Genomic DNA, 12,715 nt, shown 5'->3' with positions numbered 1-12,715 from the left:
CCTGCCGGGAACCGGCAGACGATCAGGAGATAGACGTGATCCAGCAGGAGTCGCGACTTCGGGTCGCCGACAACACGGGTGCGAAGGAAATTCTCACCATCCGTGTTCTCGGTGGCTCGGGTCGCCGCTACGCGGGCATCGGTGACGTCATTGTCGCCACCGTGAAGGACGCGATCCCCGGTGGCAACGTGAAGAAGGGTGACGTCGTCAAGGCCGTCATCGTTCGCACCGTCAAGGAGCGCCGCCGTCCCGACGGCTCGTACATCCGCTTCGACGAGAACGCGGCCGTCATCCTCAAGAACGATGGCGACCCCCGCGGCACCCGTATCTTCGGCCCGGTGGGCCGTGAGCTGCGCGAGAAGAAGTTCATGAAGATCATCTCGCTCGCGCCGGAGGTGCTGTAACCGATGAAGATCAAGAAGGGCGACCTGGTCCAGGTCATCACCGGTAAGGACAAGGGTAAGCAGGGCAAGGTCATTCAGGCCTTCCCCCGCGAGGACCGTGTCCTGGTCGAGGGTGTCAACCGGGTCAAGAAGCACACCAAGGCCGGCCAGACCGCCCGCGGTTCGCAGACCGGCGGCATCGTCACCACCGAGGCCCCGATCCACGTCAGCAACGTTCAGCTGGTTGTGGAGAAGGACGGCAACAAGGTTGTCACCCGCGTCGGGTTCCGGTTCGACGATGACGGCAACAAGATCCGCGTTGCCAAGCGGACCGGTGAGGACATCTGATGACTGCCACCACCAACGCGCCGCGCCTCAAGCAGCGCTACCGCGAAGAAATCGCCGGGAAGCTGAAGGACGAGTTCTCGTACGAGAACGTCATGCAGATCCCCGGCCTGACCAAGATCGTGGTCAACATGGGTGTGGGCGACGCCGCCCGCGACTCCAAGCTGATCGACGGTGCCATCAAGGACCTCACCACGATCACCGGCCAGAAGCCGGCCGTCACCAAGGCCCGTAAGTCCATCGCGCAGTTCAAGCTGCGCGAGGGCCAGCCGATCGGTGCCCACGTCACCCTCCGCGGTGACCGCATGTGGGAGTTCCTGGACCGCCTGCTGTCGCTCGCGCTGCCGCGCATCCGCGACTTCCGTGGTCTGTCCCCGAAGCAGTTCGACGGTCGGGGCAACTACACCTTCGGTCTCACGGAGCAGGTCATGTTCCACGAGATCGACCAGGACAAGATCGACCGGACGCGGGGCATGGACATCACCGTGGTCACCACGGCGTCCAACGACGATGAGGGCCGTGCCCTGCTTCGTCACCTCGGCTTCCCGTTCAAGGAGAACTGACCGTGGCGAAGAAGGCTCTGATCGCTAAGGCGGCTCGTAAGCCGAAGTTTGCTGTCCGCGCGTACACGCGTTGCCAGCGCTGCGGCCGGCCGCACTCCGTCTACCGCAAGTTCGGCCTGTGCCGCGTGTGCCTTCGTGAGATGGCTCACCGTGGCGAGCTGCCGGGCGTGACCAAGAGCTCCTGGTAAACCCTAGTTGGGTTTACCCGGAGGCTCTCGGTAAGCATCGGTCGGCAGGTGCCCCGCCCTTTATCCCGTAGGGTAGAAGGGTTGGGCGCCCCGCCGCCCGAGACCGACCGCGGGCACCGCCCGCATAACGTCGCTTACTACGCCGTAGGTCCCCGCGCCGCACCCGTCCCGACTCTGATCGGGGAGAGGGATGGCGCACATAGGAAACCCCGGCGAGAGAGGCCGAAGGCCAATTCATGACCATGACTGATCCCATCGCAGACATGCTGACCCGTCTGCGTAACGCGAACTCGGCGTACCACGACACCGTCGTGATGCCGCACAGCAAGATCAAGTCGCACATCGCGGAGATCCTCCAGCAGGAGGGTTACATCACCGGCTGGAAGGTCGAGGACGCCGAGGTTGGCAAGAACCTCACCCTCGACCTGAAGTTCGGCCCGAACCGCGAGCGCTCGATCGCCGGCATCAAGCGGATTTCGAAGCCGGGCCTGCGGGTCTACGCAAAGTCCACCAACCTGCCGAAGGTCCTCGGCGGCCTGGGCGTGGCGATCATCTCCACGTCCCACGGTCTCCTGACCGGTCAGCAGGCCAGCAAGAAGGGCGTGGGTGGGGAAGTCCTCGCCTACGTCTGGTAACCAGGGAACGGAGGAATAGCTAATGTCGCGTATTGGCAAGCTGCCCATCCAGGTTCCCGCTGGTGTGGACGTCACCATTGATGGCCGCAAGGTGTCGGTCAAGGGCCCCAAGGGTTCCCTTGAGCACACCGTCGCCGCGCCCATCGAGGTCGCCAAGGGTGAAGACGGCGTCATCGCCGTCACCCGCCCGAACGACGAGCGTCAGAACAAGGCCCTGCACGGCCTGTCCCGCACGCTGGTGGCGAACATGATCACCGGCGTGACCACGGGCTACAGCAAGGCACTTGAGATCAGCGGTGTCGGCTACCGAGTTCAGGCGAAGGGCTCCAACCTGGAGTTCGCGCTGGGCTACAGCCACCCCATCGTCGTCGAGGCACCCGAAGGCATCTCCTTCAAGGTCGAGTCCCCGACCAAGCTCAGCGTCGAGGGCATCGACAAGCAGAAGGTGGGCGAGGTTGCGGCCAACATCCGCAAGCTCCGCAAGCCCGACCCGTACAAGGCCAAGGGCGTCAAGTACGCCGGCGAGGTCATCCGCCGCAAGGTCGGAAAGGCTGGTAAGTAAGCCATGGCATACGGTGTGAAGATCGCCAAGGGCAACGCCCGTAAGGGTGCCGCCCTCAAGCGGCGCCACATCCGCATCCGTAAGCGGATCGCGGGTACCCCGGCGCGTCCGCGCCTCGTCGTGACGCGTTCCAACCGCGGCATCACCGCCCAGGTCATCGACGACATCGCGGGCCACACGCTCGCGTCGGCGTCGCACCTGGACGCGTCGATCCGTGGTGGCGAAGGCAGCAAGGGCGACCAGGCCAAGCAGGTCGGTTCCCTGGTCGCCGAGCGCGCCAAGGCCGCGGGTGTCGAGACCGTCGTGTTCGACCGCGGTGGCAACCAGTACGCCGGGCGCATTGCCGCTCTGGCGGACGCCGCCCGCGAAGCCGGGCTGAAGTTCTAAGCCCCGGTTCCGGAGCTAGCGGACGTAACAGAGAGAGGTAAATCCAATGGCTGGACCCCAGCGCCGCGGGAGCGGTGCCGGTGGCGGCGAGCGGCGGGACCGGAAGGGTCGCGACGGTGGCGCTGCCGCCGAGAAGACCGCATACGTTGAGCGCGTTGTCGCGATCAACCGTGTCGCCAAGGTTGTCAAGGGTGGTCGCCGTTTCAGCTTCACCGCGCTGGTCGTGGTGGGCGACGGTGACGGCACCGTAGGTGTCGGATACGGCAAGGCCAAGGAAGTTCCCGCGGCCATCGCCAAGGGCGTCGAAGAGGCCAAGAAGAGCTTCTTCAAGGTCCCGCGTATCCAGGGCACCATCCCTCACCCGATCCAGGGCGAGAAGGCTGCGGGCGTTGTCCTGCTCAAGCCTGCTTCCCCCGGTACCGGTGTGATCGCCGGTGGTCCCGTGCGCGCCGTTCTGGAGTGCGCGGGCATCCACGACGTCCTGAGCAAGTCGCTCGGCTCGTCGAACCCGATCAACATCGTGCACGCCACGGTGACCGCGCTTCAGGGCCTTCAGCGCCCCGAGGAGATCGCGGCCCGTCGTGGCCTGCCGCTGGAGGACGTCGCTCCCGCCGCTCTGCTGCGGGCGCGTGCAGGGGTGACCGCGTAATGGCGCACCTCAAGATCACGCAGACGAAGTCCTACATCGGTAGCAAGCAGAACCACCGCGACACCCTGCGTTCGCTCGGGCTCAAGCGCCTGAACGACTCGGTTGTCAAGGAGGACCGCCCCGAGTTCCGCGGCATGGTGCACACCGTCCGCCACCTCGTGACGGTTGAGGAGGTCGACTGACATGGCGGAGAACAACCCGCTGAAGGTCCACAACCTCCGTCCTGCCCCGGGCGCCAAGACCGCCAAGACCCGTGTGGGTCGTGGTGAGGCGTCCAAGGGTAAGACCGCTGGTCGTGGTACCAAGGGCACGAAGGCCCGTTACCAGGTTCCGGAGCGCTTCGAGGGTGGGCAGATGCCCCTCCACATGCGTCTCCCGAAGCTCAAGGGCTTCAAGAACCCCGCCCACAAGCAGTTCCAGGTCGTGAACCTGGAGAAGCTGACCGCGCTCTACCCCCAGGGTGGCGAGGTTACGGTGGCCGATCTGGTCGCCAAGGGTGCTGTTCGCAAGAACGAGCTCGTCAAGGTGCTCGGCGCCGGCGAGGTCTCCGTGGCGCTGCAGGTGACGGTTGACGCCGTCTCCGGCTCCGCCAAGGAGAAGATCGCCGCTGCCGGCGGCACCGTCACCGAACTCATCTGAGTTCGTTGGTTCAACTGACCGGGGATGCCCATTGATTGGGGCATCCCCGGTTGGTCGTTCCACGGGGGTACGGACGCCGGTAAGGTGGCGTGCACTGTTGTTTTTTCCGGGCTTGCCCCGGAACACCGCCGCACGGGCCGTGCCTGTGCGGTAATTGGCCGCTAAGTATTCGTCGATCCTCAAGACCGTCACCTCTCGCTCACGAGGCGGGAGGCGCAGGAGGCACCGTGCTCACCGCGTTCGCCCGAGCGTTCAAGACGCCCGACCTGCGCAAGAAGCTGCTGTTCACATTGGGCATCATCGTGCTCTACCGGATCGGAGCGCACGTCCCGGTCCCCGGGGTGAACTACGCGAACGTCGAGACCTGCATGAAGCAGGCCGGCGGCAACAGCGGGTTGTTCGCCCTGGTGAACATGTTCAGCGGTGGTGCGCTGCTTCAGATCACGATCTTCGCGCTGGGGATCATGCCGTACATCACGGCGAGCATCATCCTCCAGCTGCTGACCGTCGTGATCCCCCGTCTGGAGGCCCTCAAGAAGGAGGGGCAGACCGGCCAGGCAAAGATCACCCAGTACACGCGCTATCTGACGGTGGCGCTCGCGATCCTGCAGGGCACCGGTCTGGTGGCCACCGCCCGCAGCGGAGCGCTCTTCCAGAACTGCCCGGTCGCCAGCGAGATCGTTCCCAACGACTCGATCTTCACCACCATCACGATGGTCATCACGATGACCGCCGGTACGGCCCTGATCATGTGGCTCGGCGAGATGGTGACCGACCGCGGCATCGGCAACGGCATGTCGATCCTGATGTTCATCTCGATCGCCGCCGGTTTCCCGGGCGCGCTGTGGCAGATCAAGCTCCAGGGCAAGCTGGCCGACGGTTGGATCGAGTTCTTCGCGGTCATCGCGGTGGGTCTGGCGATGGTCGCCCTGGTGGTCTTCGTCGAGCAGGCCCAGCGGCGGATTCCGGTGCAGTACGCGAAGCGGATGATCGGCCGCCGGTCCTACGGCGGTACGTCCACTTACATCCCGCTCAAGGTGAATCAGGCGGGTGTGATTCCCGTCATCTTCGCGTCATCGCTGCTCTACATTCCAGCCCTCGTTGCACAGTTCAGCGGGTCGAAGGCGGCATGGGCGACCTGGGTCGCCACCAACTTCACCAAGGGAAATCACCCGGTTTACATCGTTACGTACTTCCTGCTGATCGTCTTCTTCGCCTTTTTCTACGTCGCCATCTCCTTCAACCCCGAAGAAGTTGCCGACAACATGAAGAAGTATGGTGGCTTCATCCCGGGCATCCGGGCTGGTCGCCCGACGGCCGAGTACCTCAGCTACGTGCTCAACCGGATCACGTGGCCGGGCTCGCTGTACCTGGGGCTGATCGCGCTCGTACCAACAGTGGCGTTGGTGCTTTTCAACGCGAACCAGAACTTCCCGTTCGGCGGGACGAGCATCCTGATCATCGTGGGTGTGGGTCTGGAGACCGTGAAGCAGATCGAGAGCCAGCTCCAGCAGCGCAACTACGAAGGGTTCCTCCGCTGATGCGAATCGTCCTCGTCGGACCTCCGGGGGCCGGCAAGGGTACGCAGGCTGCGTACCTTGCCAAGAACCTCGAGATCCCGCACATCTCCACGGGCGACCTTTTCCGCGCCAACATCAGCCAGGGCACGCCCCTGGGGCTCAAGGCGAAGTCGTTCATGGACTCCGGAAACCTGGTACCGGACGAGGTCACGATCGGCATGGCCGAGGACCGCCTGGAGCAGCCGGACGCTGCCAAGGGGTTCCTGCTGGACGGGTTCCCGCGCAACCTCAAGCAGGCCGAGGCGCTCGACGTCTACCTCAAGGGCAACGGCATCAAGCTGGATGCCGTGCTCGATCTCGAGGTGCCCGAGGAAGAGGTCGTGAAGCGGATCGCCGGACGGCGCATCTGCCGCAGCAACTCCGCGCACGTCTTCCACGTCGAGTACAAGAAGCCGGCCGCCGAGGGTGTCTGCGACGAGTGCGGTGGCGAGCTGTACCAGCGTGACGACGACCACGAGGACACGGTCCGCAAGCGCCTCGAGGTCTACCACTCGGAGACCGAGCCGATCATCGACTACTACAAGGCCCAGGGCCTCGTGGTCACGATCCCGGCCCTCGGCAAGGTCGAAGAGGTCACCCAGCGCTCGATGAAGGCGCTGGGCCGCGGCGAATAAGCACGCCGCACAGGCTCCGTATACGGCCGCGATGCCCGGCAAGGGCGTCGCGGCCGTATCGTATGGAGGGGGCGGGCGCGCCCGCGTGGTGCCGGTCGGCACGCGCGAGACGCAGTTGTCGTAATCGTCGGTTCAGGAAGGCGTCAGGCGCCATGGTGGAGATCAAGACCCCGGAGCAGATCGCGAAGATGCGTGAGGCGGGGCTGGTGGTCGCCGCCATTCACGCGGCGACGCGGGAGGTCGCGGTGCCCGGCGCCTCGACCAAGGACCTGGACGACGCGGCCCGCAAGGTGCTCGCCGATCACGGCGCGAAGTCGAACTTCCTCGGCTACGGCGGCTTCCCCGCCACGATCTGTACCTCGGTGAACGACGTGGTGGTCCATGGCATCCCCGACGCGGAGACGGTGCTGAAGGACGGCGACATCATCTCCATCGACTGCGGCGCGATCATCGACGGCTGGCACGGCGACGCCGCGTACACCGCGTTCGTGGGATCCGGTCACTCCGCGGAGCTGGTCGAGCTCAGCCGGGTGACCGAGGAGTCGATGTGGGCCGGTATCGCGGCCGTCGCCAAGGGCAACCGGCTGGTGGACATCTCCAAGGCGATCGAGGGCTACATCCGGCGCCAGCCGCGGCCCGCGAGTGGTAAGTACGGCATCGTGGAGGACTACGGCGGCCACGGCATCGGCTCGCAGATGCACATGGACCCGCACCTGCTGAACTACGTCGACCGAAAGCGCGGCCGCGGCCCGAAGCTGGTGCCCGGTTTCTGCATCGCGATCGAGCCGATGGTCAACCTCGGCACGGCCAAGACGCACGTCCTCGAGGACGACTGGACGGTCAAGACGAACGACGGCAGCTGGTCCTCGCACTGGGAGCACTCCGTCGCGCTGACCGAGAACGGCCCGCTGGTGCTGACCGCCGTGGACGGCGGCAAGGCGAAGCTCGCGGAGCTCGGAATCACCGTCGCTCCGGACCCCGCGGCCAAGGCATAAGGGTCCCGAGCAGGGCCGCTGCGCTTAAGGATCACGGCTGGTGGGCAATAATCGTGGATTCGTCTTTTCGAGAGCGCTGACGTAGACTGACGCGTCGGCTCTCGTGCATCCGTGTGTCTGCTTCTCGAAGCGGTCCCGCAGGAGAGTCGATCAAGGTAGCCGATTCGAAAGGCGAAGCGTGGCCAAGAAGCAAGGTGCCATCGAGATCGAGGGCACCGTGATCGAGTCTCTGCCGAACGCGATGTTCAAGGTAGAACTCCAGAACGGTCACAAGGTCCTCGCGCACATCAGCGGCAAGATGCGGATGCACTACATCCGTATTCTTCCTGATGACCGGGTTGTGGTGGAGCTTTCTCCCTACGACCTCACGCGTGGCCGGATCGTCTACCGCTACAAGTAGATCTTGTCGGCGCCCCGCTCCCGTGGGGTGACGGCACTGACCCGGAGAACCTCACATCCCATGAAGGTCAAGCCGAGCGTCAAGAAGATCTGCGACAAGTGCAAGGTGATCCGCCGTCACGGTCGGGTCATGGTCATCTGCGACAACCTGCGCCACAAGCAGCGCCAGGGCTGACGCACGCCGACCAACCTGCATTTCGCAGTACTTCGCGCGACGCAAGCACATACGTACATACGCAGTCACCCGACCCCGCATCTGTTGCGTGGGGACGACACCCCCGGCTCGGAGGCCGGGGACCCGGCTCGTAATTCTTCAGAGTCTTACGGGAACGGTGCTGCGGAAGACCTCCGAATAGCCATCAGGAGCCACATCAATGGCACGCCTCGCAGGCGTTGATCTCCCGCGCGAAAAGCGTGTGGAGGTCGCCCTCACCTACGTCTTCGGTATCGGGCGCACGCTGTCGCAGCAGACCCTCGCCGCCACCGGCGTGAACCCGGACACCCGGGTCCGCGACCTGGCCGAGGAAGACCTGGTCAAGATCCGCGAGTACGTGGACAACAACCTCCAAACCGAGGGTGACCTCCGTCGCGAGATTCAGGCCGACATCCGCCGCAAGGTTGAGATCGGCTGCTACCAGGGTCTGCGTCACCGTCGCGGTCTGCCGGTGCACGGTCAGCGCACCAGCACGAACGCCCGTACCCGCAAGGGTCCGCGTCGCGCGATCGCCGGCAAGAAGAAGCCGGGCAAGAAGTAGTCCTCACCGGACGCACTGCGGTGTTCCGGGGGTCCACCCCCAGGCCGCCGCAGGCCATCGCGGTCCGAGTAGTAGGACCGACCACCTCCACGGGAGTAATGAATGCCTCCGAAGGGCCGTACGGCCGGCGCCAAGAAGGTGCGCCGCAAGGAGAAGAAGAACGTCGCCCACGGGCACGCTCACATCAAGAGCACGTTCAACAACACCATCGTTTCGATCACGGACCCCACGGGCAACGTGATCTCCTGGGCCTCTGCCGGCCACGTCGGCTTCAAGGGCTCGCGCAAGTCCACCCCCTTCGCCGCGCAGATGGCCGCCGAGTCGGCCGCCCGCCGCGCGCAGGAGCACGGCATGCGCAAGGTCGACGTCTTCGTCAAGGGTCCCGGCTCCGGCCGTGAGACCGCGATCCGCTCCCTCCAGGCCACCGGCCTCGAGGTGGGTTCGATCCAGGACGTCACCCCCACTCCGCACAACGGATGCCGCCCGCCCAAGCGTCGCCGCGTCTGACCAGCTGAAGTAGGAGACAAAATAATATGGCGCGTTACACCGGGGCCGACTGCAAGCGTTGCCGTCGGGAGAAGCAGAAGCTGTTCCTCAAGGGCAGCAAGTGTGAGAGCGCAAAGTGCCCGATCGAGATTCGTCCTTACCCCCCGGGTGAGCACGGACGCGGGCGCACCAAGGACAGCGAGTACCTGCTCCAGCTTCGTGAGAAGCAGAAGTGCAGCCGTATCTACGGTGTCCTTGAGAAGCAGTTCGTGAACTACTACAAGGAAGCGAACCAGAAGACCGGCAAGACCGGTGAGAACCTTCTGCGCATCCTTGAGACTCGTCTCGACAACGTGGTCTACCGGGCCGGCTTTGCCAAGTCCCGCGACCACGCGCGTCAGCTGGTCCGTCACGGACACATCAACGTGAACGGCCGCAAGACCGACATTCCGTCGGCTCGTGTGGCGGCGAACGACATCATCGAGGTCCGCGAGGGCTCTCGGAACCTGACCCCGTTCGCGGTGGCGCAGGCCGAGGCCGGCGACAGGACGGTTCCGGCCTGGCTGGAAGCGATCCCGTCGAACCTCCGGGTTCTCGTGCACAGCATGCCCGAGCGCCAGGTGATCGACACCCAGGTGCAGGAGCAGCTGATCGTTGAGCTCTACTCGAAGTAGTAGCGCAATGGTCCGGGCGGTACGGAGCCATTGGCGCCGTACCGCCCGTACCCTTTGAAGTACAGCGGACGTCAAATAGCGGGCGTCCACGACTGAAGGATCGAACACCATGCTGATTGCTCAGCGTCCCTCGTTGACCGAAGAGGTCGTCGACGAATACCGCTCCCGGTTCGTGATCGAGCCGCTGGAGCCGGGCTTCGGCTACACCCTCGGAAACTCCCTGCGTCGTACGCTCCTCTCCTCGATCCCGGGTGCGGCGGTCACGTCCATCCGCATCGACGGTGTCCTGCACGAGTTCACCACCGTGCCGGGCGTCAAGGAGGACGTCACCGACCTCATCCTCAACATCAAGCAGCTGGTCGTCTCCTCGGAGCACGACGAGCCGGTCGTGATGTACCTGCGCAAGCAGGGTCCCGGCCTGGTCACCGCTGCTGACATCGCGCCCCCGGCCGGTGTCGAGGTGCACAACCCGGACCTGGTCCTCGCCACGCTCAACGGCAAGGGCAAGCTGGAGATGGAGCTGACCGTCGAGCGCGGTCGCGGCTACGTCTCCGCCGTCCAGAACAAGCAGGTGGGCCAGGAGATCGGCCGTATCCCGGTCGACTCCATCTACTCGCCGGTGCTCAAGGTCACGTACAAGGTCGAGGCGACCCGTGTCGAGCAGCGCACCGACTTCGACAAGCTGATCGTCGACGTCGAGACCAAGCAGGCCATGCGTCCGCGTGACGCCATGGCGTCGGCCGGTAAGACCCTGGTCGAGCTGTTCGGTCTGGCGCGCGAGCTCAACATCGACGCCGAGGGCATCGACATGGGCCCCTCGCCCACGGACGCCGCCCTGGCCGCCGACCTGGCGCTGCCGATCGAGGAGCTGGAGCTCACGGTCCGCTCGTACAACTGCCTCAAGCGCGAGGGCATCCACTCGGTGGGCGAGCTCGTCGCCCGCTCCGAGGCGGACCTGCTCGACATCCGCAACTTCGGTGCGAAGTCGATCGACGAGGTCAAGGCGAAGCTGGCCGGCATGGGCCTGGCGCTCAAGGACAGCCCGCCCGGATTCGACCCGACCGCCGCTGCCGACGCCTTCGGCGCCGACGACGATGCGGACGCCGGGTTCGTGGAGACCGAGCAGTACTGACCGTGTACGGCTGGGGTCCGGGAGAGTTTCCCGGGCCCCAGCCGTGCTGACCACCGGCCTGGGTTTCCGGCTGGGGGTCCGGGGGTCATTCCCCGGGGAATGCAGCAATCTTCCGCGGGGCGGCCGCCTCGTGGGAACTGACACCGGTACCTGATACGGCCGGTGCAGCAATGAAGGAGAAACACCATGCCGAAGCCCGCCAAGGGTGCCCGTCTGGGCGGCAGCGCCGCGCACGAGCGTCTGATGCTGCGGAACCTGGCCACCGCTCTCTTCGAGCACGGTCGCATCACGACGACCGAGGCCAAGGCCCGTCGTCTGCGCCCGTACGCCGAGCGTCTGGTGACCAAGGCGAAGAAGGGCGACCTTCACAACCGCCGTCAGGTCATGCAGCTGATCTCCGACAAGAGCGTCGTCCACACGCTCTTCACCGAGGTCGGTCCGCGGTTCGAGAACCGCCCGGGTGGCTACACCCGTATCACCAAGATCGGTAACCGTCGTGGCGACAACGCTCCCATGGCCGTCATCGAGCTGGTGGAGGCGCTGACCGTGGCCCAGCAGGCCACCGGTGAGGCCGAGGCCGCCACCAAGCGTGCGGTCAAGGAAGACGCGCTGAAGAAGGACGAGGCCGCCGAGGCCAAGGCCGACGAGGCGCCGGCCGAGGAGTCCAAGGACGCCTGAGGCTGTCTGTGTGCGCGGACGGGTCCGTTCCCTCTGGGGAGCGGGCCCGTTCCGTATGTCCGGGGGCAGGTCTTTCGAGGGTGTGGGTTTTGAGAGGATCGCGGCGTGAGCGATGAGGTGGAGCCCGGGTACGTACGGGTGCGGTTGGACCTTTCCTATGACGGGAAGGACTTCTCGGGCTGGGCGAAACAGCGCGAGCGGCGCACCGTGCAGGGCGAGGTGGAGAGCGCGCTGCGGACGGTGACGCGGTCGGACGAGACGTATGAGCTCACGGTCGCCGGACGGACGGACGCGGGGGTGCACGCGCGCGGGCAAGTGGCGCACGTGGATCTGCCGGAGTCGGTGTGGGCCGAGCACGGGGACCGGCTGCTGCGCCGGCTGGCCGGGCGGCTGCCCAAGGACGTCCGGGTGTGGCGGGCCGTGGAGGCGCCGTACGGCTTCAACGCGCGGTTCTCGGCGATCTGGCGCCGCTATGCCTACCGGGTGACCGATCACCCGGGCGGTGTGGACCCGCTGCTGCGCGGCCACGTGCTCTGGCACGACTGGGAGCTGGACGTCGATGCGATGAACGCGGCGTCGCAGGCGCTGCTGGGGGAGCACGACTTCGCGGCGTACTGCAAGCGCCGGGAGGGCGCGACCACGATCCGGACGCTGCAGACGCTGAGCTGGGAGCGCGGTGCGGACGGGATCGTCACGGCGACGGTGCGGGCCGACGCGTTCTGCCACAACATGGTGCGGTCGCTGGTCGGCGCGCTGCTCTTCGTCGGGGACGGGCACCGGCCGGTGGAGTGGGCGGGCAAGGTGCTGGCCGCGGGGGTGCGGGACTCGGCGGTGCATGTGGTGCGGCCGCACGGGCTGACGCTGGAGGAGGTCGGCTATCCGGCCGACGAGCTGCTGATGGCCCGCAATCTGGAGGCGCGCAACAAGCGGACCCTGCCCGGTGCGGCGGGGAGCGCCCCGGGGACGGGCGGCTGCTGCTGAGGCGGGCGGGGGGCGTCGCGCCCGCGGGCGCCACCGGGAGGGTGGCGCCCGCGTCGGGGGTGGCTCGGAC

At 66.0% G+C, this 12,715-nt stretch carries 21 protein-coding genes; all 21 read left to right on the top strand.

Annotation, left to right across the window (positions count from 1 at the left end; all coding sequences use genetic code 11):
* The first annotated feature begins 35 nt into the window (after positions 1-35).
* The 21 genes from rplN (at position 36) to truA (ending at position 12,645) form a co-directional block, all read left to right on the top strand.
* The gene (gene rplN / locus ACGFZW_RS10740) at positions 36-404 is read left to right on the top strand and encodes a 50S ribosomal protein L14 (RefSeq protein WP_003974257.1); all 369 of its coding nucleotides are present in this window, start codon (positions 36-38) and stop codon (positions 402-404) included.
* 3 nt (positions 405-407) lie between these two features.
* Positions 408-731 carry a 50S ribosomal protein L24 gene (gene rplX, locus ACGFZW_RS10735; RefSeq protein ID WP_393892702.1) on the top strand — a complete coding sequence of 108 codons (324 nt, stop codon included), beginning with the start codon at positions 408-410 and terminating at the stop codon, positions 729-731.
* Entirely contained in the window at positions 731-1,291 is a 561-nt protein-coding gene (gene rplE / locus ACGFZW_RS10730) for a 50S ribosomal protein L5 (RefSeq protein WP_393892701.1), read from the top strand. The genes rplX and rplE overlap by 1 nt, the downstream gene beginning before the upstream one ends.
* A 2-nt stretch (positions 1,292-1,293) precedes the next feature.
* Positions 1,294-1,479, top strand: a complete 186-nt coding sequence (locus ACGFZW_RS10725) for a type Z 30S ribosomal protein S14 (RefSeq protein ID WP_004571834.1) — start codon at positions 1,294-1,296, stop codon at positions 1,477-1,479.
* Positions 1,480-1,715: 236 nt separating this feature from the next.
* Positions 1,716-2,114, top strand: a complete 399-nt coding sequence (gene rpsH, locus ACGFZW_RS10720) for a 30S ribosomal protein S8 (RefSeq protein WP_393892700.1) — start codon at positions 1,716-1,718, stop codon at positions 2,112-2,114.
* Positions 2,115-2,136: 22 nt separating this feature from the next.
* Complete coding sequence (gene rplF, locus ACGFZW_RS10715) at positions 2,137-2,676, top strand: 50S ribosomal protein L6 (protein WP_393892699.1); 540 nt, start codon at positions 2,137-2,139, stop codon at positions 2,674-2,676.
* A 3-nt stretch (positions 2,677-2,679) separates the two neighbouring features.
* Positions 2,680-3,063, top strand: coding sequence for a 50S ribosomal protein L18 (gene rplR, locus ACGFZW_RS10710; RefSeq protein WP_393892698.1), 384 nt, complete (start codon positions 2,680-2,682; stop codon positions 3,061-3,063).
* 46 nt (positions 3,064-3,109) lie between these two features.
* Positions 3,110-3,712, top strand: a complete 603-nt coding sequence (gene rpsE, locus ACGFZW_RS10705; RefSeq protein WP_381679244.1) for a 30S ribosomal protein S5 — start codon at positions 3,110-3,112, stop codon at positions 3,710-3,712.
* Positions 3,712-3,894, top strand: coding sequence for a 50S ribosomal protein L30 (gene rpmD, locus ACGFZW_RS10700; protein ID WP_393683606.1), 183 nt, complete (start codon positions 3,712-3,714; stop codon positions 3,892-3,894). Before rpsE ends, rpmD begins: the two co-directional genes overlap by 1 nt.
* 1 nt (position 3,895) lies before the next feature.
* On the top strand, positions 3,896-4,351 hold the full coding sequence (rplO, locus tag ACGFZW_RS10695) for a 50S ribosomal protein L15 (protein WP_393892697.1): 456 nt from the start codon (positions 3,896-3,898) through the stop codon (positions 4,349-4,351).
* Between the two features lie 227 nt (positions 4,352-4,578).
* The gene (gene secY / locus ACGFZW_RS10690) at positions 4,579-5,892 is read left to right on the top strand and encodes a preprotein translocase subunit SecY (RefSeq protein WP_393892696.1); all 1,314 of its coding nucleotides are present in this window, start codon (positions 4,579-4,581) and stop codon (positions 5,890-5,892) included.
* A complete protein-coding gene (locus ACGFZW_RS10685; protein WP_393892695.1) occupies positions 5,892-6,545 on the top strand; it encodes an adenylate kinase in 654 nt (217 codons plus the stop codon). Before secY ends, ACGFZW_RS10685 begins: the two co-directional genes overlap by 1 nt.
* Positions 6,546-6,697: 152 nt before the next feature.
* Positions 6,698-7,540 carry a type I methionyl aminopeptidase gene (map, locus tag ACGFZW_RS10680; RefSeq protein ID WP_393892694.1) on the top strand — a complete coding sequence of 281 codons (843 nt, stop codon included), beginning with the start codon at positions 6,698-6,700 and terminating at the stop codon, positions 7,538-7,540.
* Between the two features lie 178 nt (positions 7,541-7,718).
* Complete coding sequence (gene infA, locus ACGFZW_RS10675; RefSeq protein WP_003956442.1) at positions 7,719-7,940, top strand: translation initiation factor IF-1; 222 nt, start codon at positions 7,719-7,721, stop codon at positions 7,938-7,940.
* A gap of 60 nt (positions 7,941-8,000) precedes the next feature.
* Entirely contained in the window at positions 8,001-8,114 is a 114-nt protein-coding gene (gene rpmJ, locus ACGFZW_RS10670) for a 50S ribosomal protein L36 (protein ID WP_003956441.1), read from the top strand.
* A 199-nt stretch (positions 8,115-8,313) separates the two neighbouring features.
* Positions 8,314-8,694: a 30S ribosomal protein S13 gene (rpsM, locus tag ACGFZW_RS10665; protein ID WP_393892693.1), complete on the top strand. Its 381-nt coding sequence runs from the start codon at positions 8,314-8,316 to the stop codon at positions 8,692-8,694.
* Between the two features lie 102 nt (positions 8,695-8,796).
* Positions 8,797-9,201, top strand: coding sequence for a 30S ribosomal protein S11 (gene rpsK / locus ACGFZW_RS10660; protein ID WP_004571845.1), 405 nt, complete (start codon positions 8,797-8,799; stop codon positions 9,199-9,201).
* A 26-nt stretch (positions 9,202-9,227) separates the two neighbouring features.
* Complete coding sequence (gene rpsD, locus ACGFZW_RS10655; protein WP_393892692.1) at positions 9,228-9,854, top strand: 30S ribosomal protein S4; 627 nt, start codon at positions 9,228-9,230, stop codon at positions 9,852-9,854.
* 109 nt (positions 9,855-9,963) lie between these two features.
* Positions 9,964-10,986 carry a DNA-directed RNA polymerase subunit alpha gene (locus tag ACGFZW_RS10650; RefSeq protein WP_003956430.1) on the top strand — a complete coding sequence of 341 codons (1,023 nt, stop codon included), beginning with the start codon at positions 9,964-9,966 and terminating at the stop codon, positions 10,984-10,986.
* A gap of 186 nt (positions 10,987-11,172) precedes the next feature.
* Entirely contained in the window at positions 11,173-11,664 is a 492-nt protein-coding gene (gene rplQ / locus ACGFZW_RS10645; protein ID WP_393892691.1) for a 50S ribosomal protein L17, read from the top strand.
* 105 nt (positions 11,665-11,769) lie between these two features.
* Complete coding sequence (gene truA / locus ACGFZW_RS10640; RefSeq protein ID WP_393892690.1) at positions 11,770-12,645, top strand: tRNA pseudouridine(38-40) synthase TruA; 876 nt, start codon at positions 11,770-11,772, stop codon at positions 12,643-12,645.
* The last annotated feature ends 70 nt before the right edge of the window (positions 12,646-12,715 follow it).

Source organism: Streptomyces sp. NPDC048248, assembly GCF_043201875.1.
Lineage (GTDB): Bacteria > Actinomycetota > Actinomycetes > Streptomycetales > Streptomycetaceae > Streptomyces.
Note: the sequence above shows the minus strand (reverse complement) of the source record. Positions and strands in the feature narration are given on the sequence as shown.

Excerpts from the sequence above, each read along its gene's own strand:
- rplX (WP_393892702.1), top strand. The coding sequence starts at position 408 with ATGAAGATCAAGAAGGGCGACCTGGTCCAGGTCATCACCGGTAAGGAC.
- rplE (WP_393892701.1), top strand. The coding sequence starts at position 731 with ATGACTGCCACCACCAACGCGCCGCGCCTCAAGCAGCGCTACCGCGAA.
- rpsH (WP_393892700.1), top strand. The coding sequence starts at position 1,716 with ATGACCATGACTGATCCCATCGCAGACATGCTGACCCGTCTGCGTAAC.
- rplF (WP_393892699.1), top strand. The coding sequence starts at position 2,137 with ATGTCGCGTATTGGCAAGCTGCCCATCCAGGTTCCCGCTGGTGTGGAC.
- rplR (WP_393892698.1), top strand. The coding sequence starts at position 2,680 with ATGGCATACGGTGTGAAGATCGCCAAGGGCAACGCCCGTAAGGGTGCC.
- rpsE (WP_381679244.1), top strand. The coding sequence starts at position 3,110 with ATGGCTGGACCCCAGCGCCGCGGGAGCGGTGCCGGTGGCGGCGAGCGG.
- rpmD (WP_393683606.1), top strand. The coding sequence starts at position 3,712 with ATGGCGCACCTCAAGATCACGCAGACGAAGTCCTACATCGGTAGCAAG.
- rplO (WP_393892697.1), top strand. The coding sequence starts at position 3,896 with ATGGCGGAGAACAACCCGCTGAAGGTCCACAACCTCCGTCCTGCCCCG.
- ACGFZW_RS10685 (WP_393892695.1), top strand. The coding sequence starts at position 5,892 with ATGCGAATCGTCCTCGTCGGACCTCCGGGGGCCGGCAAGGGTACGCAG.
- map (WP_393892694.1), top strand. The coding sequence starts at position 6,698 with ATGGTGGAGATCAAGACCCCGGAGCAGATCGCGAAGATGCGTGAGGCG.
- rpmJ (WP_003956441.1), top strand. The coding sequence starts at position 8,001 with ATGAAGGTCAAGCCGAGCGTCAAGAAGATCTGCGACAAGTGCAAGGTG.
- rpsM (WP_393892693.1), top strand. The coding sequence starts at position 8,314 with ATGGCACGCCTCGCAGGCGTTGATCTCCCGCGCGAAAAGCGTGTGGAG.
- rpsK (WP_004571845.1), top strand. The coding sequence starts at position 8,797 with ATGCCTCCGAAGGGCCGTACGGCCGGCGCCAAGAAGGTGCGCCGCAAG.
- rpsD (WP_393892692.1), top strand. The coding sequence starts at position 9,228 with ATGGCGCGTTACACCGGGGCCGACTGCAAGCGTTGCCGTCGGGAGAAG.
- ACGFZW_RS10650 (WP_003956430.1), top strand. The coding sequence starts at position 9,964 with ATGCTGATTGCTCAGCGTCCCTCGTTGACCGAAGAGGTCGTCGACGAA.
- rplQ (WP_393892691.1), top strand. The coding sequence starts at position 11,173 with ATGCCGAAGCCCGCCAAGGGTGCCCGTCTGGGCGGCAGCGCCGCGCAC.